The organism is Streptomyces sp. MMS24-W38 (assembly GCF_059889265.1).
Genome location: NZ_JCBCPP010000001.1, coordinates 3,538,287 through 3,560,139 on the forward strand (window position 1 = coordinate 3,538,287; position 21,853 = coordinate 3,560,139).

Below are 21,853 nucleotides of genomic sequence, written 5' to 3' on the forward strand. Positions count from 1 at the left end.
CCGTGGCCGGCACTCGTCGGTACGACGGTGGGCGGGATCCCTGAGCAGGGATCCCGCCCACCGTCGTGTGCGGCTGTGCCGCCGGTGCTCAGTTGCCGGCCGACTGGCTGGCCGAGGCCGCGTCGGACGGGGCGCCCGCCGGGGCCTCGGAGCCGGCGGAGCCCTCGGCCCCGTCGGCCCCCTCGGTCGCGGAGGCGCTCGGCGTGCCCGAGGCGTTGTCGGCGGGCGCACCGGAGGCTTCCGCCGACGGCTCCGTCGAGGTGCCCGGCGCGGCCGGGATCTCGCTCGGGCCCCACTCGCTGAAGAAGCTCTCGGCGGGGTGGACGAACGCGCGCAGGCTCACGTCACCGGTCTTGCTGAAGGTGAACGTGACCGGCTGCGCGTTGCCGTCCTGGATGGCCTCACGGCTGCTGGGCAGGACGGCGGAGGCGTTGCCCGCGCCGCCGATGATGAGCGAGCCGCCGGCCGGGACGGTCAGGCTGCCGCCCTTGGCGGGGGTGAGCGCGACGGTCTTGCCGGTGCCGGGGAGGGTGATCGACTCCAGCGTCTGGTCGGTGCGGCCCTCGTTGAACAGGGTCGCGGCGACGACGGCGGGGCCCGTGGACTCGCGGTCCGGCTGGGTGACGACGATGGCGTTCTGGACCTTGATGTCGCCCACGCTCGTCGCGGCGTTGTCCGGCTGGATCTGCAGGGACTGGGCGTTGTTGCCGGATGTGCACGCGGAGAGCGAGGCGACTGAGAACGCGATGGCGGCGGCGGCGATGGCGCCGCGTCGAAGGCTGCTGCTCACGGCGGCGGCAACTCCTTGGACTCGAGCGAGCGGTGGCGACCGGGTCGGCCGCCTTCAAATGTCTGTCAGCGGCCTCAGGCTATCGAGCCGTTCCCGCGCGCCCGCACCCGACCCTCCCTGAGAGGACCGCCGTTCCCCCGGAAGGTGCGCGCGGACCGCGGCCGTCACTCGATCACCAGTCGTTTCCGCAGGCGTCTGCGGGGCCGTGGACGACTCGCGGACGCCTCCCCGCGGACGACGCCGCAGAGGGCGCCGTGGATGACTCGAGTAAGTGACTCGCCGGTTACTTCGGCCGCGCACTCATCCGACATTCACATAAGTGCGGTCGGGATCGTCCGCGGCGCCTTCTCGGAGTGGCGCATATTTCGTGAAGGAATGCGGCGGCGGACCGGGAAATGCCGGGGCGGTCCGGAAATTGATCACCTGCCGCTCGTCCCGGAGGGCGTGTGATCAATTCCGGATTCGGCCGGAACCCTGTCGCGCACACCGAACGGAGTAGCGGAAGTCGAGTGCTTGAGAGTGGACATATGGGGACGTTTGGTCGCCTGCGGGGGGCTTCGGGTGCGTGTAACGTACGCGTTTCGCCTGCCCCGGAGGGCCCCTCCGACCTGCGAATACGTGCTTCCGCTCAGTGGTCGCAGCACGTTCCTGATGCTGTTGTCAAGCCCCGAGAATGGCCCTGACCTGCGAAAACGTCATTCAGAACACGCCGTATCCGTGTTACCCTGGATAGCCACGGAAGGGGTACCTGTCACATGACGTTCAAGGTTGGCGACACCGTGGTCTATCCCCATCACGGGGCCGCGCTGATCGAGGCTATCGAAACTCGCCAGATCAAAGGCGTGGACAAGACCTACTTGGTGCTGAAGGTCGCCCAGGGTGACCTGACGGTGCGTGTGCCAGCGGACAATGCGGAGTTCGTCGGCGTACGTGATGTGGTCGGTCAGGACGGGTTGGACCGGGTCTTCGAGGTGCTGCGCGCACCGTACGCCGAGGAGCCCACGAACTGGTCCCGTCGCTACAAGGCAAACCTGGAGAAGCTCGCCTCGGGTGATGTCATCAAGGTCGCGGAAGTCGTGCGTGACCTGTGGCGTCGTGAGCGTGAGCGCGGCCTCTCCGCCGGTGAGAAGCGCATGCTCGCCAAGGCGCGCCAGATTCTGGTCAGCGAGCTCGCCCTCGCGGAGAAGACCAACGAGGACAAGGCCGAGGCTCTCCTCGACGAGGTTCTCGCCTCGTAAGGCGAGACGGACGAGGCAGGCGGAGCTTCACGTCGCCAGTACGTACGTCGAAGTGCGTCGAAATGCCGCGGTGCCCGATGACGGATGTGATGTCGCCGGGCGCTGCGGCATGTCCGTCCCCGGGTGGCACCCGTACTCCGCAGCCGGTCCGTACGCCGCACCCCTGCGCCGTACACACCCGCTCCGCACCCCGCAGCGCTTCCCGGCACGTGCGCCGCGCCGGGAAAGTGTCACCACGCGTGTCCCCGCCCCTGGCGTGCGGGTCCGGGCGGCCGGCCCGACCAGAGTCACGGAAGGGGCTGGTCAAGGCGGTACGCCCGGCACTCCCCCCACTCCGGGAGCAGGGGCTACGCCCAGGCCATACCCACCCAGGCCCTGTCGTCAAACTCCCCGGGCCGAGCACACCAACCTGACAGGAACCGATGTCTGACGATCCGCTCCTTCCGCCGGCGCAGAACCCCGCATCCGGCCGTACGACCGCCCGCACGGCGGCCGTGATCCCGGCCGCCGGCCGGGGCGTGCGCCTCGGGCCGGGAGCCCCCAAGGCACTCCGCGCGCTGGGCGGCACGCCCATGCTCATCCACGCGGTCCGCGCGATGGCCGCGTCCCGCGCCGTCTCCCTGGTCGTCGTCGTGGCCCCGCCCGAGGGCGCCGCGGAGGTCAAGACGCTGCTCGACGCGTACGCGCTGCCCGACCGCACCGACTTCGTCGTCGTGCCCGGAGGGGAGACCCGCCAGGAGTCGGTGAAGCTCGGCCTCGACGCCCTGCCGCCCGGCTTCGACATCGTCCTGGTGCACGACGCGGCCCGCCCGCTCGTCCCCGTGGACACCGTGGACGCCGTCGTCGCGGCCGTGCGCGACGGCGCCCCCGCCGTGGTCCCGGCGCTGCCGCTGGCCGACACCGTCAAGCAGGTCGAACCGGCCGCCGCCCCCGGCGAGCCGGAGCCCGTGGTCGCCACTCCGGACCGGTCCCTGCTGCGTGCCGTGCAGACCCCGCAGGGCTTCGACCGGGCCACCCTGGTGCACGCGCACGAGACGGTGACCGACGACGTCACCGACGACGCGAGCATGGTCGAGCAACTCGGCCGGACCGTCGTCACCGTCCCCGGCCACGAGGAGGCCTTCAAGGTCACCCGGCCCCTGGACCTCGTCCTCGCGGAGGCGGTCCTGGCCCGCAGGAGGCTCAACGATGGCTTCTGAGCCCCTGGCCTCCGAGCCGGACTCCGAGTCGGTCTTCGCGTCGGCTTCCGAGCCCCTGCCGGTGCTCCCGCGGGTCGGCATCGGCACCGACATCCACGCCTTCGAGGACGGCCGGGAACTGTGGTGCGCCGGCCTCAAGTGGGAGGGCCAGGGCCCCGGACTCGCCGGGCACTCCGACGCCGACGTCGTGGCGCACGCCGCCTGCAACGCCCTGTTCTCCGCCGCCGGCCTCGGTGACCTGGGGCAGCACTTCGGCACCGGGCGGCCCGAGTGGTCCGGCGCCTCCGGTGTGACCCTGCTGACCGAGGCCGCGCGGATCGTACGGGCGGCCGGCTTCCGGATCGGCAACGTCGCGGTGCAGGTCGTGGGGGACCGGCCCAAGATCGGCAAGCGCCGGGACGAGGCCCAGAAGATCCTCACCGAGGCCGCCGGCGCCCCGGTCTCGGTCTCCGGCGCCACCACCGACGGACTCGGGTTCCCCGGCCGCGGCGAAGGACTGATGGCCGTCGCCACCGCCCTCGTCGTCCACACCGGCTGACGGCACGGGCCGGGAGGACGACACGGGCCGGGAAAGGGGCGCGAGGCACCGCCCCGGGCCGACTACCCTGGAGGGGTGACTATTCGCCTGTACGACACCAGCGCCCGGCAGATCCGTGACTTCACCCCGCTCCAGCCGGGTTGCGTCTCGATCTACCTGTGCGGTGCCACCGTCCAGGCGGCACCGCACATCGGGCACATCCGCTCGGGGCTGAACTTCGACATCATGCGCCGCTGGTTCGAGTACCGCGGCCTGAAGGTGGCGTTCATCCGCAACGTCACGGACATCGATGACAAGATCATCGCGAAGTCCGCGGAGCAGAACCGCCCCTGGTGGTCCATCGGCTACGAGAACGAGCGCGCCTTCACCGACGGCTACCAGGTCCTCGGCTGCCTCCCCCCGACCTACGAACCGCGTGCCACCGGCCACATCACCGAGATGGTCGAGATGATGCGCGGCCTCATCGAGCGCGGCCACGCCTACGAGGCCGACGGCAACGTCTACTTCGCCGTCACCTCGTTCCCCGAGTACCTGGCACTGTCCAACCAGGAGCTCGACAACCTGCTCCAGCCCTCCGGCGAGGGCGAGACCGGCAAGCGCGACCCGCGCGACTTCGCCATGTGGAAGGCGGCCAAGCCCGGCGAGCCGAGCTGGGAGACCCCGTGGGGCCGCGGGCGTCCCGGCTGGCACCTGGAGTGCTCGGCGATGGCCCACAAGTACCTCGGCACCGCCTTCGACATCCACGGCGGCGGCCTCGACCTGGTCTTCCCGCACCACGAGAACGAGATCGCCCAGGCCAAGGCCTACGGCGACGAGTTCGCCCGGTACTGGGTGCACAACGCCTGGGTCACCATGAGCGGCGAGAAGATGTCGAAGTCGCTCGGCAACAGCGTCCTGGTCTCCGAGATGGTCAAGCGCTGGCGGCCCATCGTGCTCCGCTACTACCTCGGCACCCCGCACTACCGCTCGATGATCGAGTACAGCGAGGACGCCCTGCGTGAGGCCGAGTCCGCGTTCGCGCGGATCGAGGGCTTCATCCAGCGGGTGGGCGAGCTGACCGGCACCCCCGGCGCCGTCGAGCCGGCCACCGAGGTGCCGCCCGCCTTCGCCGAGGCCATGGACGACGACCTCGGCGTACCGCAGGCCCTGGCGGTGGTGCACACCACCGTCCGGCAGGGCAACAGCGCGCTGGCCGCCGACGACAAGGAAGCGGCCGTCGCCCGCCTCGCCGAGGTGCGCGCCATGCTCGCGGTCCTCGGCCTGGACCCCCTCGACGCGTACTGGGCAGGCGACGGCGACCGCGGCGAGGAGCTGAGCGGCGTCGTCGACACCCTCGTCCGCATGGTCCTCGACCAGCGCGAGGCCGCCCGCGCCCGCAAGGACTGGTCCACCGCGGACGCCATCCGGGACCAGCTCGGCCAGTCCGGACTGGTCATCGAGGACAGCCCGCAGGGACCGCGCTGGAGCCTCGGCCCGCGCTGAGGCAGGAGGAGGCGCCTCCTGAAATCTCCTGGAACCTCCGGGTTCCCCAAGATCGGGTTGTGCCGTCCGGGCCTCCGGGCGGCACACTTCACAGACGTAACACACACGCACGCGTGGGTACCTGCGGACGGACGCACATGAGCACGCACGCAGGCACGCACGGACGACTTCACGGAGACGGGTACATCATGGCCGCGAACAACCGCCGCATGTCCGGCAAGAAGGGCGCGCAGGTCGGCAGCGGCGGCCAGCGGCGCCGGGGCCTGGAGGGCAAGGGGCCCACGCCCCCCGCCGAGATGCGCAAGGGGCACGCCAAGCAGCGCGCCGCCCAGGCGAAGGCACGCCGCGCCGCCGGACGCGCCCCGCAGCGGCGCGGCGGCGGCCGCTCGACCTCCGAACTCGTCGTCGGACGCAACCCCGTCGTCGAGGCGCTGCGCGAGGGCGTGCCCGCCTCCACGCTGTACGTCCAGCAGTTCATCGACAACGACGAGCGGGTGCGCGAGGCGCTCCAGCTCGCGGCCGAGCGCGGCGGCATCAACCTCATGGAGGCCCCCCGCCCCGAACTCGACCGGATGACCAACGGGCTGAACCACCAGGGCCTGGTCCTCCAGGTCCCGCCGTACGAGTACGCGCACCCGGAGGACCTCGTCGCGGGCGCCCACGACGAGGGCCAGGACCCGCTGATCGTCGCCCTCGACGGAGTCACCGACCCGCGCAACCTCGGCGCCGTCGTCCGCTCCGTCTCCGCCTTCGGCGGCCACGGTGTCGTCGTCCCCGAGCGGCGGGCCGCCGGGATGACCGCCGGCGCCTGGAAGACGTCCGCCGGCACGGCCGCCCGTACGCCCGTCGCCCGCGCCACCAACCTGACGCGCGCCCTGGAGGCGTACAAGAAGGCGGGGATCGTGGTCGTCGGGCTGGCCGCCGACGGGGAGTCCGAGATCGGCGAACTGGACGCGCTGGCGGGCCCGGTCGTGATCGTCGTCGGCAGTGAGGGCAAGGGGCTGTCCCGACTGGTCGGCGAGACCTGCGACTTCCGGGTGCGGATCCCGATGCCGGGCGGTGCCGAATCGCTCAACGCCGGTGTGGCGGCGGGTGTCGTGCTGTACGAGGCGGCACGCCGCCGCGCCTGAACGGGCGTTCGACGTCATCACCCACACGGGGTATTCCGGGTGGTCCGGACAAGCTTGACGCGGTCCGGACACATCCGGCGCGTCAAGACAGTGTCCTATCACCACGTCACTCGGTTAGATGAGTGTGGACACCAGAACACCCCGCACACCCACGGGGGACCGCTCGTCGGGACTCGACGACGCTCCCGCGCTGAGCATGGTGAAGGTGCCGAGCGATCCGGCGCAGGTCATCGTCAATCACGCCAGCTTCCGCGTGCAGCTGGGCGCCTCGACGCGACGCGCCCGATCCCCGCGGATCGCACGGCAGTTCAGCGTCGCCCAGGGCGCGCCCCGCATCCCCGTCGTCACCACCATGGGCGCCCCGGGCGGGGCCGCGCCCCGGCGGCGCCCCGTCGTCTGGAGCGGTCGCTCCGCCCCCGACGACACCGGCGCGCACCGGCTTCTCCAGGCAGTGCGCCACGAAGGCGTCCGGCACGCCGACGAACCGCTCACCGACGCCGGAGCGACCCGGGTCATCCCTCGCGTCGGTGAGGGGTACGGCTACGCCGACGACCCGGCCGCCACCCAGCCCATCGAAGTGCCCGTCATCGGCCCCCAGCGCACCCACGGCGGCGCACCGCCCCTGCTGCCCCCCATGCGCCCCGTCGGCAGCGCCTACGACGAACCGGCCTACGGTGGCTACGGGGACTACGGCTACGACGAGCACGGTTACGACGAGCACGGCTACGACGAACAGGGCCACGACACCGGCGAGTTCGAGGGCACCGGTGGCCACCGGGCCGCCGACCGGAAATCCGGCGGCCGCCGGGCCAGGCGCCAAGGCGACGACCCGGCCCGGCACGCCTACTACCCCGGCCGCCGGATGAACCTCGGCGTCGTTCTGCTCCCGCTGCGCGTCTTCCTCGGCTTCATCTCCATCTACGCCGGCATGGGCAAACTCTGCGACCCCGTCTACTTCGACGGCGGTGAACGCGGCTCCATGGTGACGTGGCTGAACACCCTGCACCCCTGGGAAGTCGCCCAGCCGCTCCAGCAGTTCGCCCTCGAGCACCCCGTCGGCGCCGGACTCGTCATCGCCTTCCTCCAGGTCGTCGTAGGCGTCCTCACCGTCCTCGGCTGCTGGCAGCGCGTCGCCGCCGTCGTCGGCGCCGTGCTCTCCGCCGCACTGCTGGTCACCGTCAGCTGGAAGAGCGCCCCCGCCTACGACGCGCCCGACATCATCTACCTCGCCGCCTGGTCCCCGCTGGTCATCGCCGGCGCCCCCGTCTACTCCGTCGACGGCCGCCTCGCCGCCCGCGCCTGGCGCCGCCTCGGCCCCCGCTCCGACCTGTGGGACCTGCGCCGATACGTACTGCGCCGCGGCGCCCTCGTCACCGTCGTCGTCTGCGGGCTCACCCTGCTCGTCGGCTCGCTGCTCGGCGGTGCCGTGCGCGACTCCGACCGCGTGGTCGTCCCCGGGCCCGGCGAGGCCCCGCGCAACGAACTGCCCGGCTCCCCGCTCCCGAAGAAGCCGGACAGGAGCAGGCAGGGGACCCCGTCAGCCTCCACCTCGCCCAGCCGGAGCGCCTCCTCCGGAACGACCGGCCCGTCCGCCGGCACCACCAGCCCCGGCGCGACCCGGGACACCGGCGGCGCCGTCACCGGCGCGCCCAGCCAGACCCAGGGCACCACCGGTGAGGCCCCGCCCCAGCAGTCCTCCCCGGTCGACCAGGCCCCGAGCACCAGCTCCGGCCCCACCTCCGGCGGCGGCACCACGGGCGGCGGCGACGGCGGTGTCCCGAGCGACGGCGGCGAGGACGAGGCCCCGGCCCCCGAGGAACCCGGCCGGCTCGTGGGCGGCCTCCTGGGGTAGCCCGCCCGCGCGCTGACGACGACGGGGTCCCGCACGGTGACGTGCGGGACCCCGTCCTCGTGTCCGGACGACGGTCGTGTCCGGATGGTGGGTCAGCGGTTCTGGGGCGCCAGTTCCTTTGCCGCCTCGGTCAGGTCCTTCGCGGTGTCGATCGCCCGCCAGTAGGAGCCCTGCGGGATCGGGAACCCGGCCAGCCGGCGCTCCCGGGCCAGCCGCGGGAACGTCGTACGCTCGTGGTCGCCGCGCTCCGGCAACAGGTCGGCGAACCCGGGGGAGAAGACGTACACACCCGCGTTGATCTCGACCGTCGACGGCGGGGCCTCGATGAAGTCGGTGATGTGACCGAACCCGTCGGTCTGCACGGCGCCCCACGGAAGGCGCGGGCGGGCCAGGGCGAGGGTCGCGACGGCGTCCCGCTCGGTGTGGAAGTCGGCCATGTCGCGCAGCGAGAAACGGGTCCAGATGTCGCCGTTCGTGGCGTACCAGGGCCGGTCCGGGTGCGGGAGGCGGGCGGCGGCGTACTTCAGACCGCCGCCGCGGCCGAGCGGCTCCGTCTCGACGACGGTGGTGACGGAGAGGGGAAGATCCGCGGTCTCCAGCCACTTCTGCAGCACCTCGGCGAGATGGCCGCAGGAGACCACCACGTCCGTGACGCCCTCCTCGGCGAGCCAGGAGAGCTGATGGCCGATGATCGGGGTCCCCGTACCGGGAATCTCGACCATCGGCTTGGGCCGGTCGTCGGTGTACGGACGAAGCCGGGAACCCTGGCCACCGGCCAGGACGACGGCTTGCACGGGCCGCGACGCGGCGCTCGGATCGGTCATGAGCGCACTGTACGTGGCGGTCGAGGGACCGGGCGGGCCGGGCGGGCCCGGCGGCGGACCCGCCTGCGGGCCGTGGGGCCGGGCCCTGGGACGGACTCAGCCGTGGGCGGTGAGCACCCCCGACGCGAAGGAGGTGTCGCAGACCGGACGGGCGAAGGACTGGGCCCTGGTGGGGCCGTACATCCGGACCGCCGCCTTGCCCAGCGCACGGGCGATCGACGCGCAGTGCCGCGCCAGCGACGGGCGGTCGTCCACCGCCTGCTGGAGGTGGGTGAGGGCGACGCCCGGGTTCTCCCTCTGCGACTCGACCAGGAGCGTGTCCCGCAGCACCTCGTGCGGGGCGCGCGCGGCGGCACGCGAGGATGCGCCGGCCGAGGACGCGCCGGGCACAGCCGTGTCGGCGGCGGCGAGCACCGGGCTCGAAGGGCTCCCCGACCAGTTGACCCGGGCGACCGCGAGGGTTCCGGAGAACACCAGGACGACGGGCAGGACGAAGGCGAGGGTGCGGCCGACCCGGCGGGCGGGGCCCCGGCCGCTTCGCGTCTGAGGCGTAGTGGAGTGCTTCACGCGTGTGAGGGTAGCGCCCGGTGATGGCGTGGAAACATTCAGTCACTGGTTCGGGTGACATGAGCGGGACGTTTCCTGGGTAGCGCGTTGACGCACGCCGCTCGAAACGCGCCGAATGTCAGGGTGTTCGTCGACAACGCGGACGCACTGAAGAGGGCCCCGCAGCGGTCTGCGGGGCCCTCTTCATCAAGTCGAGTGAATCACCCGGTGTGGTGCGACGGTTCGGTCACGGCCCTCAGTCGGACAGGCGCGCGCCGGACGACGTCGAGAACACGTGGGTCTCACCGGACTGCGGCACGACGTGCAGCGTGCTGCCCTTCTCCGGCACGTTGCGGCCGCCGACACGGACGACGAGGTCCTTGGCCTCACCGCCGACCTGAGCGGTGCCGTACACGTACGCGTCGGAGCCCAGCTCCTCGACCACGTTGACGGTGACCGCGAGACCCTGGTCGGACTCGGCACCGGCCACGTCGAAGTGCTCGGGGCGGACGCCGACGGTGACGGTCTTGTCGGTGGCGGCGGCCAGCGCGTCGCGGTCCACGGGGACCACCGAGTTGCCGAACTTCACGCCGCCGTCCGTGATGGGCACCTCGACGAGGTTCATCGCGGGGGAGCCGATGAAGCCGGCCACGAAGAGGTTGGCGGGCTTGTCGTACATGGTGCGCGGGGTGTCGACCTGCTGGAGCAGACCGTCCTTGAGGACCGCCACCCGGTCGCCCATGGTGAGGGCCTCGACCTGGTCGTGGGTCACGTACACCGTGGTGATGCCGAGGCGGCGCTGCAGGCTCGCGATCTGCGTACGGGTGGAGACGCGGAGCTTGGCGTCCAGGTTGGACAGCGGCTCGTCCATGAGGAACACCTGCGGCTCACGCACGATGGCGCGGCCCATGGCGACACGCTGACGCTGACCACCGGAGAGCGCCTTCGGCTTGCGGTCCAGGTACTCCGTCAGGTCGAGGATCTTCGCGGCCTCCTCGACCTTCTGCCGGATCTCCGCCTTGTTGACACCGGCGATCTTGAGCGCGAAGCCCATGTTGTCGGCGACCGTCATGTGCGGGTACAGGGCGTAGTTCTGGAACACCATGGCGATGTCCCGGTCCTTCGGCGGCAGGTGCGTGACGTCGCGCTCACCGATGCGGATCGCGCCGGCGTTCACGTCCTCGAGCCCGGCGAGCATGCGGAGCGAGGTGGACTTGCCGCAGCCGGACGGGCCGACGAGTACGAGGAACTCCCCGTCCTCGATGTCGATCTCGAGCGCGTCCACGGCGGGCTTGGTCGAACCGGGGTAGATCCGGGTCGCCTTGTCGAACGTGACAGTGGCCATGGTGAATGGGCCCCCTTCTACCGGCAGGAACGTGCCGGACGATCCGAGTAGGAAGGCGGTGCCACGACGGGATGTTCCGTTGTGGTTCCGAGTGGTGCAGTCCACGCGAGCGAACTGGCACAGGACGGTACCGGCGTTCACCTGATCTGTCAGTAGCCGAAGCCTCGTGAACTTCGCGGAAACTTTCGCCGGCCGGTGTCACCGCTCGGCCGCGTAACGCTCGGCGAGGACCGTCACGGCCCCCGCGACCGCCTGCCGCAGCCCCGGCGGACCGAGCACCTCCGCCTCGGTGCCCAGCCGGAGCAGATCGCCGACGGCGACCGCCTCCGACTCGACGGACAGCTCCACCTCGACCCATCCCGCGCCGTCCGGCGGCCCCGCCTCCCGCAGTGCCCGTGCGCCCGCCGCCCCGAACTGCATCGGCAGCAGCTTCTGTCCGCGGGGCGAGAGCCGCAGCCGCGCGGTGCCCTGCCGCAGCGCCCCCTCCAGCCGCCGGGAGGACTCCGCCCAGTACGCGGCGAGAGCGAACCCGGTGGGACGGGCGAACAGGTCACCCGTCTCCTCCACCGCCTGGAAACGAGACACCCGGTAGGTGCGCACGATGTTCTCGGGGTTCTCGGAGTCCCCGGAGTTTTTGGAGTCCCCGGAGTTTTTGGAGTTCTCGGACAGCGCCACGAGGTACCAGATTCCGCCCTTCAGCACGAGCCCCAGGGGGCGGACCTCCCGGTGCACCTCGCCCCGCCAGCGCCGGTAACGGGTGCTCAGCACCCGCCGCTCCCACACCGCCCCGGCGATCCGTTCCAGGTGCGGCACCGGGTCCGCGTCGCGGAACCAGGCGGGGGCGTCCAGGTGGAACCGCTCACGCACCCGCCGGGCCTGATCCGCGAGTGCGCCGGGCAGGGCGGCCTCCACCTTCAGCTGGGCACTCGCCAGTACGGCCCCCAGGCCGAGGTCCCCGGCCGGTCCCGGCAGCCCGGCCAGGAACAGCGAGCCGGCCTCCGCGTCCGTCAGCCCGGTCAGCCGGGTGCGGTATCCCTCCATCAGGCGGTAGCCGCCCTCCGGCCCGCGCTCGCCGCGGACCGGCACCCCGGACGCGCCGAGCGCCTCGATGTCCCGGTACACGGTGCGCACCGACACCTCCAGTTCCGCCGCGAGTTCGGGGGCGGTCATCAGACCGCGGTTCTGCAGCAGCAGGAGCAGGGAGAGAAGCCGGTCGGCACGCACGGGAGGCATTCTCCCGCCCCTCGGACGTACCTGACAGGAGATGTCAGGTACGGCTCCCAGGATGGTCGTGCCGGTCCGGCGCGGGACGGTCCTCGCCGACCGCACGACCGCACGACCGAACGACACGACCGAACGACACGACCGAACGACACGACCGAAGGGGAACCACCCATGCCCACCACCCGGACCACCGGCCACTTCACCTTCGCCGACTGGAAGGAGGTCCCCGTAGGCCCGGAGGACACCCACCCCCGGCTCGCACACGCCACCGTCACCAACGCCTTCACGGGCGGCATCGAGGCCGAGTCCACGACCTGCGACTACGCGATCTCCTATCTGACCGGCACGACCGGCTCCTTCGCGGGAATGGAACTCGTCCGCGGTCGCGTCGACGGGCAGCAGGGCAGCTTCGTCCTCGAGGAGCGCGGGCGCTTCGACCCTGACGGGACCGTCCACTGCTCCTTCGAGGTCGTCGAGGGCTCGGGCACCGGCGAACTGGCCGGGCTGCGCGGCACCGGCGAGTTCACCTACCGGCAGGGGGAGACGAAGGTGCCGTACACCTTCGCGTACGGGCTGGAGTGAGCGGGCCGGGCCCGCCGCCCCCAAGTGCGTGGCTCGGCGATTGCCGGTCTGTGTACAGTGGAGCAGCCTTCGCGCGTTCCGCGCGGCGCCTCCTTAGCTCAGATGGCCAGAGCAACGCACTTGTAATGCGTAGGTCGTCGGTTCGAATCCGACAGGGGGCTCCGGAAAAGGCCAGGTCACACAGCCCGTGACCTGGCCTTTTGTGGTGCTCGGGGCATGACGCGTCCCACGGCCCGGGTGCCGCGGGATGGCTTGCGTGAGCGTGGGGGCGTACCGGGTGTCTGGTCCGGGCGTAGTACTGAACTTCATTGGGCGATGTCGGGTGATTGTCTGACAGTTGAGGGGTGGGTCCGGTAGATCTGTGCGGGTGAACGCCTTCATGCCTGGCCGGACCCCCCCCTCGGAGGACGGCGAGGCCGCCTTCACCGCCGAGACCATGAAAAATCTGTTCAAGAAGAATCAAGACGAAGATCCTCTTCGTCGGCGGCGCGGTCATCGCCGTCGTGACCGGCCTGGTCATCAGTCTCGGCGAGGGGCGGGATGTCACCGAGGAAGCTGAGGATTTTGAGGACTGCGAGCGGTTCCCCGAACCCCCCGTAGCCGAGGTCCAGAAACGCCAACCCCTCGCCAGGCACCCGGTAGCCGGGCACCAGAGGATGCTCCCGGACGGGCGCTCGTCAATGTCTCGGACTATGACCGGGGTGTCTTCGCGGCTTGAAGCCCGAATGCGCCTGCTCGTCTTCGAAGCGTTCCACGGCTGCAGCCGGACCCGCTCCCTCACGGCCCTCCTGGCGTCGGTCAACCCGCCGCCCAAGGCTTCGGCGTAGTCGTATGGCGTCCGGTTTGTGGCTGGGCGAGGTCGACTTCGGCAAGATCGAAAACCTTCGCATCGCGCCATGCCGCGGGAGGGGGCGGCGGCGTCCCGCCATGGTGCGAAACCGTCCCCCGCTCTCCGACCCAGCCCTTGCTTCATCTATCGAATATCGATAGATTTCCATCGCAATTCGATGGAAGGATGAGTCATGGGAAAGCTGACCGTGCGTGCGCTGCGCGCCGTGCTCGTGGTGGTGCTCGCCGGCACCGTGTTCGTGCAGGCATCGATGGTGTGGACATTGGTCAGCGGGAGCGACCCGGAGGACGGGTCGCTCCCGCTGACCGCGCTGCGCCTGATCACGATCCTGGGCATGGTGTCGGCCCAGGTCGCCCTGGTCTGCGTAGGGCGGCTGGTGACGATGGTGCGACGCGGAACCGTGTTCTCCCACACCGCCTTCCGGTACGTGGACGGCGTGATCGGCGCGATCGTGGCGGCTGCCCTCGTGTGGTTCGCGGTCACGGTCATCAATGCGCCGGGCCAGCGGGACGACCCGGGCGTCACCGTCATCATGGGCGGGGTCGGCGTGGCCATCCTGGGGGTCGCGCTCATCGTGCTCGTGCTGCGGATGCTGCTCGCCCAGGCCGTCGCGCGCGACGTCGAAGCGGCGCAGATGCAGGCCGAGTTGGACGAGGTGATCTGATGCCGATCGCCGTCGACATCGACGTGATGCTGGCCAGGCGGAAGATGTCCGTGGGCGAGCTCGCGGACCGCGTAGGCATCACGCCCGCCAACCTGGCGGTACTCAAGAACGGCCGCGCCAAGGCGGTGCGCTTCGCGACGCTCGCCGCGCTCTGCGAAGTGCTCGAGTGCCAGCCGGGCGATCTGCTGCGCTGGGAGGCCGAGGACACCGCGGGCGAATGAACCGTGCCTGCCGACGCGTCATCGCCGATCCCGCCTGCCTTTGACCAACTCCGCGAGCATCCCGGGGCCGTGCCCAGGGACATCCCGGGCCTGCTGGAGCGACTGGCCGAGGTGCCCGACCCCCGCGGTCCACGCGGCGTACGGCACGCTCTGGTCGTCATGCTCGCGCTGACCGCGTGCGCGGTTCTGGCCGGAGCGACCTCCCTGCTGGCGGTGGGTGAGTGGATCACCGACGGCCCGCCGTCCGTCCTGGAGCGTCTCGGCGTACGGCTGAGAGCGCGTGGTCCTGGGGCAGGGTACGTGGGTACGAGGCCACTCATCGGCCCTGACGAGGGGCGCGTGGCGCCGCGACGGGCCCTCAGGTCGTCAGCATGACCCCGGCGTACGCTGCGGCCGCGACGACCAGCCACGAACCCAGGCCGAGCAGTGTCATCCGCAGGCCGCCGGAGCGGGCCAGGGCCGGCAGGTGTACGGCGCTGCCGAGGCCGAACAGGGCGGCGGCGAGCAGCAGTTCCTGCACAGTGTGCGCGGCGTCGAGCACTCCGCTGCCGAGCAGTCCGGTGCTGCGCAGTACGACCATCGCCAGGAAACCCACGACGAACAGGGGCAGCAGTGCGGGCCGGCGGCCGTCGCCGTCCACGGGGTGCCCGGCGTTCTTGCGGCGGCTCAGCGCCACTCCCGCGACCAGCGGCGCCAGCATCGCGACCCGGATCAGCTTGACCAGGACCCCCTCGGTCAGCGCCTGCGGCCCGGCGGTCTGGGCGGTGGCGACGACCTGCCCGACATCGTGCACGCCGGCGCCGACCCAGCGCCCGAACTCCGTCGCGTCCAGGCCGAGCGGGGCCTTGAACAGCGGCAGTACGGCGATGGCGAGCGTGCCGCAGAGCGTCACAAGGGCGACCGACGAGGCGACCTCGGCTTCGTGCTGCTTGTCGCCCTTGTCCTTGCCGAGCACGCCGCTGACCGCGCCGATCGCGGAGGCGCCGCAGATCGAGTAGCCGGTGGCGACGAGCAGCGACAGGCCGTCGGAGAGGCCGATCCCGCGGCCCAGCCACTGCGTCCCGAAGAACGTGACCAGGACGACGCCGACCACCATGACCAGGGCCTGCCAGCCGAGTCCGGCCACGTCGCCGAGACTCAGTCTCAGGCCGAGCAGCACAATGCCGAGCCGCATCAGCCGCTTGCCCGCCATGGACAGGCCGGGCCGGGCGACACCGCGTACGAGAGGAGCGACTCCTGGCAGATGCGCCACGACGACACCGAGCGCGACGGCCGCGGTGAGCACCGGCACGGCGGGCACCGACGCGTGCACCCCGAAGGCCGCCGCCACACCGATGGCGGCGAGCGCGAGGCCCGGCACGACGCCTTCTTTGCGCGGGGCGGCGGGGGGCGGGGTGCGGCGCACGGACGTGCGGCGTTCGGGGCCGGAGAGAACCATGATTTTCAGCGTGCGCCGGGTGTGCGGCGCCCACTAGACGTGATCTTTTGGGCGGGTCATAGGGTTTCCCTATGACCCCTGAGTCCTCCGACGCGCATCCGCGACCGCTCCCCGACCTGCACGCCCTGCAACTGCTGGTCTGCGTCGCCGAGACCGGGAGCCTGGGGCGGGCTGCCGTGCGGCTGCGCATCAGCCAGCCCTCCGCGAGTGCCCGGATGCGCACGCTGGAGCGGCGCCTGGGCCTGCGGCTGCTCGAGCGCTCCCCCTCGGGCTCCCGGCTCACCCCGGCCGGTGCCGTGGTCGGCGACTGGGCGCGCTCCTTGCTCGAACAGGCCGAGGCGCTGGTCGAGGGCGCCGCCGCGCTGCGCTCCCGGCAGGACCACCGGCTCCTGGTGACCGCGAGCCTGACCATCGCCGAGGAACTGATGCCGGGCTGGCTGGTCGCGCTGCGCGAGGAGGAGCCCGACACCCATGTCGGGCTCACCGTCACCAACAGCTCAGGGGTGATCGAGGCGCTGCGCCGCAGGAGGTGCGACCTGGGCTTCGTCGAGGGCCCCTGGGTGCCGGACGACCTGCACCGCACCGTGGTCGGCCGGGACCGCCTCGCCGTGGTCGTGGCCCCCGGTCACCCATGGGCCCGGCGCCGCCGCCCGCTGAGCGGCCGCGAACTCGCCGACACCCCGCTGCTGCTGCGCGAGCCCGGCTCCGGCAGCCGCGAAACCCTGGAGAAGGCGCTGCGCCCGTACGACGGTGTGGCCGTGCCGGTCCTCGAACTGGGCTCCACCGCGCCCTTGCGCAGCGCGGTCGTCCGGGGCATGGCCCCCGCGGTGCTCTCCGCGCTGGCCGTTCACGAGGACGTGGACCACGGCCGTCTGGTCGAGGTCGAGGTCGACCCGGCGGTCCCGCTGCGCAGGCTGCTGCACGCGGTGTGGCTCAAAGGCCATGAACTGCCGGAGACGGCACTGAGACTGCTTGGGGTGGCACGGTCGGCCCTGGGGCGCTCCTCGAGCGTCCGCTCGGCGTACAAGGGCGGTTCTGCGATTCCGGGGCCCTCTTCTGTGTGAACCGATCACGCGGTTGCACAGCACGGCAGAGCCCTGGGGCGGCCCCGTGCCGCAGCCCGTTCGTGCAGGGCGGGGAGAGCCCGCCGGATTGCGTGAGCGATGCGTGAGCGGACGGGGCGGCACAGGGCGGACCCGGCGTCACACCGATCACGGTTGCACGTCTTTGACCAGCGGAAACAAGATTCGGCGGCACCGCCTGGCACGATCCGGGACGATCTTTCCGGCCCTTGTGATGCGTAGGTCGTCGGTTCGAGTCCGACAGGGGGCTCTCTTCGAAGCCCAGGTCCGGACGGTTTCGGCCTGGGCTTTCTCATGCCCGGGGGTGGGGGCGCAGGCGGTGGGCGATCTCGAGTTCGTGGGGGGCCGGAGAGCGGCCGTCCTCGATGTGCCACAGGCAGTTCTGGAGCAGGCGGGCACAGGTCCAGGCGCGGGCCCGGTCGCGGTCCAGGCCGAGGACGTCGGTCATCGCGTCGAAGCGCCAGGCGGTGTCGGCGGGGTTGTCGGCGTCGAAGCGGTTGGCCAGGGCGGGCCAGAGGTCGAAGCCGGGGTCGCCCGCCAGGGGCTTGGGGTCGATGGCGAGCCAGAGGGCGCGGCCGGCGGCCAGGACGTTGTCGTAGTGCAGGTCCCAGTGCAGGAGGCGGTCGCCCGGTTCGTCCGCCACCTCCCGCAGGGCCGCGGCGCAGTCGGCGACGGTGCGGCGGACGGCCGGGTCCGGGATACGGCGCAGGGCCCCGGGCGTCCGCTCCAGCAGGGCGTGCGCGATGTCGCCGAGGTGGCGCAGGCCCGCCGGGGCGGGGGCGCTGGCGAGGTGTGCCAGGAGGCGGGCGACGACCAGGACGGCCTCGCGGACGTCGGGCAGGCCGGCCAGTGTCCGGGCGGGGTCGAGGCGTTCCAGGAGCAGGGCGTGGGTGGTCTCGTCGTGGTCGAGGAGGCGGACGGCTCCGTCGCCGTTCCAGGTGCGCAGGGCGACGGGCTCGCCTTCGGTCTCCTCGTCCAGGATCTGGAGCTTCAGTACGGCCGGTGTGCCGTCCGCGCGGTCGACGGGGAGAACCAGGGCGCTCACGCCGTGCATCGGCGCGCCGGTGACCCGCAGGTCCCAGTGTTCCAGGAAGGCGGCGGCCAGCCCGGGCAGCCCGGAGACGAAGGCGCGGCCCGCCTCGCCGTTGAACTTCTCCTGTGCCGCCGCGAGTTCCTCGGGTACGTGGATCACGGTGGGCACGGTAGTACGGCGCTCACGGTTCCAGGACGACCTTTCCGATCGTGCCCCGGCTCTCCAGGGCGCGGTGGGCGGTGGCGGCCTCGGCGAGGGGGAAGCGGTGGACGGCGGGGGTGAGCCGGCCTTCGGCGGCTTCGGTGAGGGCGCGCAGTTCGAGGGTGCGTACGGGGTTGGCGCCGCCGGCCCTGCGCATCATCTCGGGGCCGAGGACGTTGAGGGAGACGCCGTCGACGAGGTGGGGGTCGGTGCTGTCGAGGCCCTGGGCGGACCAGCCGAAGACGACGTGGCGGCCGCCGGGGGCGAGGAGGGCGACCGCCGCGCGGGCGGTGTCGCCGCCGACGCCGTCGTAGACGAGGGTGATTTTGCCCTGGTGGGCGGAGAGCCGCTCGGGCCAGGCCGGGTCGGTGTAGTCGACGGCGAGGTCGGCGCCGTTCGCGGCCACGCGGGCGGTCTTCCCGGGGCCGCCGGCGAGGCCGATGACGGTGGCGCCGGCGTTCTTGGCGTACTGGACGAGGAGGGTGCCGATGCCGCCGGCCGCGGCGGGGACGAGGACCACGTCGCCGGGTCCGGGCTCGGCGAACTGCACGATGCCCATGACCGTGCGGCCGGTTCCGATCATGGCGACGGCCTGGGCGAAGTCGAGGCGCTCGGCGATCTTGTGGAGGCGGTCGGCGTCGGTGACGGCGAGTTCCGCGTAGCCGCCGGGGGCGAAGCCGAGGTGGGCGACGACGCGCTTGCCGAGCCAGTCGGCCGGCGTGCCGTCGCCCAGGGCGTCGACCACTCCGGCGACTTCACGGCCGGGGACGGTGGGCAGGGCCGTCGGGGCGGGCGCGGGCCCCTGATGTCCCTGCCGTAGCGCGGTGTCCAGGAGGTGGACTCCGGCGGCCCGGACGGCGATACGGACCTGGCCGGGGCCGGGTCGCGGGTCCTCGACCTGTTCGTGGACGAGGTTCTCGGCCGGGCCGAAGGCGTGCAGGCGGACGGCGTACATGAGGCCCCCAGGGGTGCGATGCGGCTTCGACAGCGCCCCCACTGTTCAACCTCAAGCTCGCTTGAGGTCAAGCTCGTGATGCCCCAGGGCGAGGGAGACGGCTGTGAGGGCGCTGGTGAAGGAGACCTCGGAGAGCACGCCGGGGGCGGCGACCTGGTCGCCGGCGAGGTAGACGCCGTCGCCGCGGTCGACGGCGGGCCGGTCGCGCCAGCTGGTGCCCGGCAGGTCGACGGCGCCGGTGCGTCCGGCCGCCACCGCCTCCCGCCGCCAGGTGACGCGCTCCCGCCAGCCGTCGAAGGCGAGGTCCAGGAGTTCTTCGGCGCGGGCGGTGCCGTGGGACTTGGACTCGTGCGGGGCGATGGGGATCTGGCCCTGGACGAGCTGTTCGCCGGCGGGGGCGAGGGTGGGGTCCTGGGCGGTGAACCGCTCCAGCCAGCCGGTCGCGTCCAGGTCGGACACGACGAACGCGTCGCCGCGCCGGGTGCGCAGGGCGAGGTCGATGAGGACGGTACGGCCGCTCGGCCAGGTCAGGGTGGGGTCGCCGAGGAGCCGGCGGGCGGCGTCCAGGGAGGTGGCGACGACGACCGGGGTGTCGGTGGGGAGGACGTCGACGCGGGACAGGGTCTCCACGCGGACGCCCAGCTCCCAGGCGCGGGCGGCCATCCGGTCGATGAGGCTGCCCCAGCCGCCGCGCGGGTAGTGGGCCTCCGGAGGCAGTGTGGTGGCGCGGCGCAGGCGTTCCTGCACGTAGGCGGCGGACAGCGAGCCGGGGTCGTGGTGGAAGAGGGCGACGGCACAGTAGTGGGCGGCGGCCCGTGCGCCCTCCTCGCCCGCGATGCCGGTCGCCCAGGTGTGGAAGTCGGTGTCGACGGGCGCGTGGGCGTGGCTGCGGCGCAGCAGCTTCAGCATGGCGAGGGGCGGGGTGCGGCGCAGTGCGCCCCGGTGGCGGAGGCGGAAGCGGGTGGCTTCCAGGGGCGGGAGGGGAGCGAGGGGGCCGATGAGGCCGCGTTGCCGGAGCCAGGACCAGTGCGGGCCGCCGCTGTAGAGGGCGTGGGGTCCTTCGTTGGTCCGGTAGGGGCCCTCGGCGGTGCGGGCCCGGCCGCCGAGGGTGTGGTGGGCCTCGTGGAGGGTGACTTCGGCGCCGGCCTCGGCGGCGGTGATGGCCGCGGTCAGTCCGGCGAAGCCGCCGCCGATGACGGTGATGCGGTGCATGGCTGGGGTCTCCCTTGGTCGGGGTCGCGCCTGCTGGATCGGGGGGATCGGGGTGGATCAGGTGGTTCGCGGCTACGACGGCCCAGGGCCCCGGGATGTGACATGTGCGGGGTTCTCGCAGGTCAGGGGGATCGTCAGTGGTGGGGTGCAGGATGGGCGCATGGCGAGGAGAGCGGCGGGCGGTGCGGGGGCGGTGCGCGGTGCGGGTGCGGTGCGCGGTGCGGGGGTGAGGGGAGCGCGGCGGCCGGAGCTGCGGCTGCCGGTGCTGGAGAGGTACGAGAGGGGTGGGCTGGAGCCGGACGGGGACTACGACGGGCTGGAGTTCCGGGAGGTGGACCTCTCGGGGGAGGACGGCGCGGGGGCGCGGTTCATGGACTGCGCGGTGACGGGGTGCGCGCTGGACGAGACCCGGCTGTCCCGGGCCAGGGTGCTGGACTCCGTCCTCGCCGAGGTGCGGGGTGTGGGCACGGACCTCGCCGGGGCGACCCTGCGCGACGTCGAGCTGACGGACGCGCGTCTCGGGGGGACACAGCTGCACGGGGCGGGGCTGGAGCGGGTCCTGGTCCGGGGCGGGAAGATCGACTTCCTGAACCTGCGGTCCGCGCGGCTCAGGGACGTCGTCTTCGAGGGCTGTGTCCTGGTCGAGCCGGACTTCGGCGGGGCGAGGCTGGAGCGGGTGGAGTTCGTGGACTGCGCGCTGAAGGGCGCGGATCTCAGCGGGGCCACCCTGACGGACGTCGATCTGCGCGGTGCCGCTTCGCTGGAGATCGCCCGGGGTGTGGACAGGCTGGCGGGGGCGGTGATCAGTACGGGGCAACTGCTGGATCTGGCGCCGGTGCTGGCCGGGGAGCTGGGGATCCGGGTGGAGGGCTGAGCCGACGGGGAGGGAGCCGACGGGGAAGGGCCGGAGGGGCGCGGTGGGTCACTCCAGGCGGGGGTAGCGGGCCTGGAGGGTCCAGACGGCCGGGTTCTCGCCGAGGTCCTCGTGCAGGTCGATCAGGTCGGCGAGCAGATCGTGCAGGAAGTCGCGGGCCTCGCGGCGGAGTTCGGTGTGGGAGAACGTCAGGGGCGGTTCCGACGCAGGCAGCCACTCGGCCTCGATGTCCACCCATCCGAAGCGGCGCTCGAAGAGCAGCCGGTCGGTGGATTCGGTGAAGTCCAGCTCCGCCCACTGGGGGCGGGAGGCGCGGGAGCCCGCCGGATCCTGGTCGATCCGTTCCACGATGTCGCACAGCGCCCATGCGAAGTCGAGCACCGGCACCCATCCCCAGGCTGTGGACAGTTCCCGGTCCGCCTCGGTGTCGGCGAGGTAGACGTCGCCGCAGAAGAGGTCGTGGCGCAGGGCGTGGACGTCCACGCGGCGGTAGTCGGTCTGCGGGGGGTCGGGGAAGCGGTTGGAGAGGGCGTAGCCGATGTCGAGCACGGAGGTGATGGTGTCACGACGGAC

At 72.2% G+C, this 21,853-nt stretch carries 23 protein-coding genes and 1 tRNA gene; 13 read left to right on the plus strand and 11 right to left on the minus strand.

The window, feature by feature from the left end:
• Positions 1-88: 88 nt before the first annotated feature.
• On the minus strand, positions 89-790 hold the full coding sequence (locus AC6F7H_RS15045; protein ID WP_500757489.1) for a copper chaperone PCu(A)C domain-containing protein: 702 nt from the start codon (positions 788-790) through the stop codon (positions 89-91).
• A gap of 755 nt (positions 791-1,545) precedes the next feature.
• On the opposite strand from AC6F7H_RS15045, the gene AC6F7H_RS15050 reads away from it, so the two are divergent.
• The 6 genes from AC6F7H_RS15050 to AC6F7H_RS15075 all read left to right on the plus strand — a co-directional run bounded on the left by AC6F7H_RS15050 (position 1,546) and on the right by AC6F7H_RS15075 (position 8,229).
• Complete coding sequence (locus tag AC6F7H_RS15050; RefSeq protein WP_042168913.1) at positions 1,546-2,028, plus strand: CarD family transcriptional regulator; 483 nt, start codon at positions 1,546-1,548, stop codon at positions 2,026-2,028.
• 422 nt (positions 2,029-2,450) lie between these two features.
• Positions 2,451-3,227 carry a 2-C-methyl-D-erythritol 4-phosphate cytidylyltransferase gene (gene ispD / locus AC6F7H_RS15055; RefSeq protein ID WP_500757490.1) on the plus strand — a complete coding sequence of 259 codons (777 nt, stop codon included), beginning with the start codon at positions 2,451-2,453 and terminating at the stop codon, positions 3,225-3,227.
• The gene (ispF, locus tag AC6F7H_RS15060) at positions 3,217-3,765 is read left to right on the plus strand and encodes a 2-C-methyl-D-erythritol 2,4-cyclodiphosphate synthase (RefSeq protein WP_500757491.1); all 549 of its coding nucleotides are present in this window, start codon (positions 3,217-3,219) and stop codon (positions 3,763-3,765) included. The genes ispD and ispF overlap by 11 nt, the downstream gene beginning before the upstream one ends.
• A gap of 75 nt (positions 3,766-3,840) precedes the next feature.
• Complete coding sequence (gene cysS / locus AC6F7H_RS15065; RefSeq protein ID WP_500757492.1) at positions 3,841-5,247, plus strand: cysteine--tRNA ligase; 1,407 nt, start codon at positions 3,841-3,843, stop codon at positions 5,245-5,247.
• 188 nt (positions 5,248-5,435) lie between these two features.
• Positions 5,436-6,377, plus strand: a complete 942-nt coding sequence (gene rlmB, locus AC6F7H_RS15070) for a 23S rRNA (guanosine(2251)-2'-O)-methyltransferase RlmB (RefSeq protein ID WP_500757493.1) — start codon at positions 5,436-5,438, stop codon at positions 6,375-6,377.
• Positions 6,378-6,495: 118 nt separating this feature from the next.
• Complete coding sequence (locus tag AC6F7H_RS15075) at positions 6,496-8,229, plus strand: DoxX family membrane protein (protein WP_500757494.1); 1,734 nt, start codon at positions 6,496-6,498, stop codon at positions 8,227-8,229.
• A gap of 92 nt (positions 8,230-8,321) precedes the next feature.
• Here AC6F7H_RS15075 and AC6F7H_RS15080 read toward each other — a convergent pair whose 3' ends face one another.
• The 4 genes from AC6F7H_RS15080 to AC6F7H_RS15095 all read right to left on the minus strand — a co-directional run bounded on the left by AC6F7H_RS15080 (position 8,322) and on the right by AC6F7H_RS15095 (position 12,168).
• Complete coding sequence (locus AC6F7H_RS15080; RefSeq protein ID WP_500757495.1) at positions 8,322-9,053, minus strand: nucleotidyltransferase family protein; 732 nt, start codon at positions 9,051-9,053, stop codon at positions 8,322-8,324.
• A 96-nt stretch (positions 9,054-9,149) separates the two neighbouring features.
• The gene (locus AC6F7H_RS15085; RefSeq protein ID WP_500757496.1) at positions 9,150-9,620 is read right to left on the minus strand and encodes a hypothetical protein; all 471 of its coding nucleotides are present in this window, start codon (positions 9,618-9,620) and stop codon (positions 9,150-9,152) included.
• 235 nt (positions 9,621-9,855) lie between these two features.
• Complete coding sequence (locus tag AC6F7H_RS15090; RefSeq protein WP_109379281.1) at positions 9,856-10,944, minus strand: ABC transporter ATP-binding protein; 1,089 nt, start codon at positions 10,942-10,944, stop codon at positions 9,856-9,858.
• A 198-nt stretch (positions 10,945-11,142) separates the two neighbouring features.
• A complete protein-coding gene (locus tag AC6F7H_RS15095) occupies positions 11,143-12,168 on the minus strand; it encodes a helix-turn-helix transcriptional regulator (protein ID WP_500761828.1) in 1,026 nt (341 codons plus the stop codon).
• A 171-nt stretch (positions 12,169-12,339) separates the two neighbouring features.
• On the opposite strand from AC6F7H_RS15095, the gene AC6F7H_RS15100 reads away from it, so the two are divergent.
• Positions 12,340-12,750: a DUF3224 domain-containing protein gene (locus tag AC6F7H_RS15100; RefSeq protein ID WP_500757497.1), complete on the plus strand. Its 411-nt coding sequence runs from the start codon at positions 12,340-12,342 to the stop codon at positions 12,748-12,750.
• A gap of 87 nt (positions 12,751-12,837) precedes the next feature.
• Positions 12,838-12,911 (plus strand) — tRNA-Thr (locus AC6F7H_RS15105).
• 288 nt (positions 12,912-13,199) lie between these two features.
• Here the strand turns inward: AC6F7H_RS15105 and AC6F7H_RS15110 are convergent.
• A complete protein-coding gene (locus tag AC6F7H_RS15110; RefSeq protein WP_500757498.1) occupies positions 13,200-13,400 on the minus strand; it encodes a hypothetical protein in 201 nt (66 codons plus the stop codon).
• A 372-nt stretch (positions 13,401-13,772) separates the two neighbouring features.
• On the opposite strand from AC6F7H_RS15110, the gene AC6F7H_RS15115 reads away from it, so the two are divergent.
• The 3 genes from AC6F7H_RS15115 (at position 13,773) to AC6F7H_RS15125 (ending at position 14,860) form a co-directional block, all read left to right on the plus strand.
• Positions 13,773-14,264: a DUF2975 domain-containing protein gene (locus AC6F7H_RS15115; RefSeq protein ID WP_500757499.1), complete on the plus strand. Its 492-nt coding sequence runs from the start codon at positions 13,773-13,775 to the stop codon at positions 14,262-14,264.
• On the plus strand, positions 14,264-14,485 hold the full coding sequence (locus tag AC6F7H_RS15120) for a helix-turn-helix domain-containing protein (protein WP_133024831.1): 222 nt from the start codon (positions 14,264-14,266) through the stop codon (positions 14,483-14,485). The genes AC6F7H_RS15115 and AC6F7H_RS15120 overlap by 1 nt, the downstream gene beginning before the upstream one ends.
• Positions 14,486-14,554: 69 nt before the next feature.
• The gene (locus tag AC6F7H_RS15125) at positions 14,555-14,860 is read left to right on the plus strand and encodes a transposase family protein (protein WP_500757500.1); all 306 of its coding nucleotides are present in this window, start codon (positions 14,555-14,557) and stop codon (positions 14,858-14,860) included.
• Here the strand turns inward: AC6F7H_RS15125 and AC6F7H_RS15130 are convergent.
• Entirely contained in the window at positions 14,844-15,923 is a 1,080-nt protein-coding gene (locus tag AC6F7H_RS15130; protein ID WP_500757501.1) for a YeiH family protein, read from the minus strand. The genes AC6F7H_RS15125 and AC6F7H_RS15130 overlap by 17 nt on opposite strands.
• A 71-nt stretch (positions 15,924-15,994) precedes the next feature.
• Between AC6F7H_RS15130 and AC6F7H_RS15135 the strand changes: the two genes are divergently transcribed.
• Entirely contained in the window at positions 15,995-16,987 is a 993-nt protein-coding gene (locus AC6F7H_RS15135; RefSeq protein ID WP_500757502.1) for a LysR substrate-binding domain-containing protein, read from the plus strand.
• Between the two features lie 310 nt (positions 16,988-17,297).
• Here AC6F7H_RS15135 and AC6F7H_RS15140 read toward each other — a convergent pair whose 3' ends face one another.
• Genes AC6F7H_RS15140 through AC6F7H_RS15150 form a run of 3 tightly spaced genes read right to left on the minus strand, consistent with a single transcriptional unit; the run spans position 17,298 to position 20,406 of the window.
• Positions 17,298-18,206 carry an aminoglycoside phosphotransferase family protein gene (locus AC6F7H_RS15140; protein ID WP_500757503.1) on the minus strand — a complete coding sequence of 303 codons (909 nt, stop codon included), beginning with the start codon at positions 18,204-18,206 and terminating at the stop codon, positions 17,298-17,300.
• Between the two features lie 13 nt (positions 18,207-18,219).
• Positions 18,220-19,194: a zinc-binding dehydrogenase gene (locus tag AC6F7H_RS15145; protein ID WP_500757504.1), complete on the minus strand. Its 975-nt coding sequence runs from the start codon at positions 19,192-19,194 to the stop codon at positions 18,220-18,222.
• Positions 19,195-19,245: 51 nt separating this feature from the next.
• Positions 19,246-20,406, minus strand: coding sequence for an NAD(P)-binding protein (locus AC6F7H_RS15150; protein WP_500757505.1), 1,161 nt, complete (start codon positions 20,404-20,406; stop codon positions 19,246-19,248).
• Between the two features lie 160 nt (positions 20,407-20,566).
• On the opposite strand from AC6F7H_RS15150, the gene AC6F7H_RS15155 reads away from it, so the two are divergent.
• Positions 20,567-21,280: a pentapeptide repeat-containing protein gene (locus tag AC6F7H_RS15155; RefSeq protein ID WP_500757506.1), complete on the plus strand. Its 714-nt coding sequence runs from the start codon at positions 20,567-20,569 to the stop codon at positions 21,278-21,280.
• A 48-nt stretch (positions 21,281-21,328) separates the two neighbouring features.
• On the opposite strand, the gene AC6F7H_RS15160 is transcribed toward AC6F7H_RS15155, so the two are convergent.
• Positions 21,329-21,829: a hypothetical protein gene (locus tag AC6F7H_RS15160; RefSeq protein WP_500761830.1), complete on the minus strand. Its 501-nt coding sequence runs from the start codon at positions 21,827-21,829 to the stop codon at positions 21,329-21,331.
• Positions 21,830-21,853: the final 24 nt, after the last annotated feature.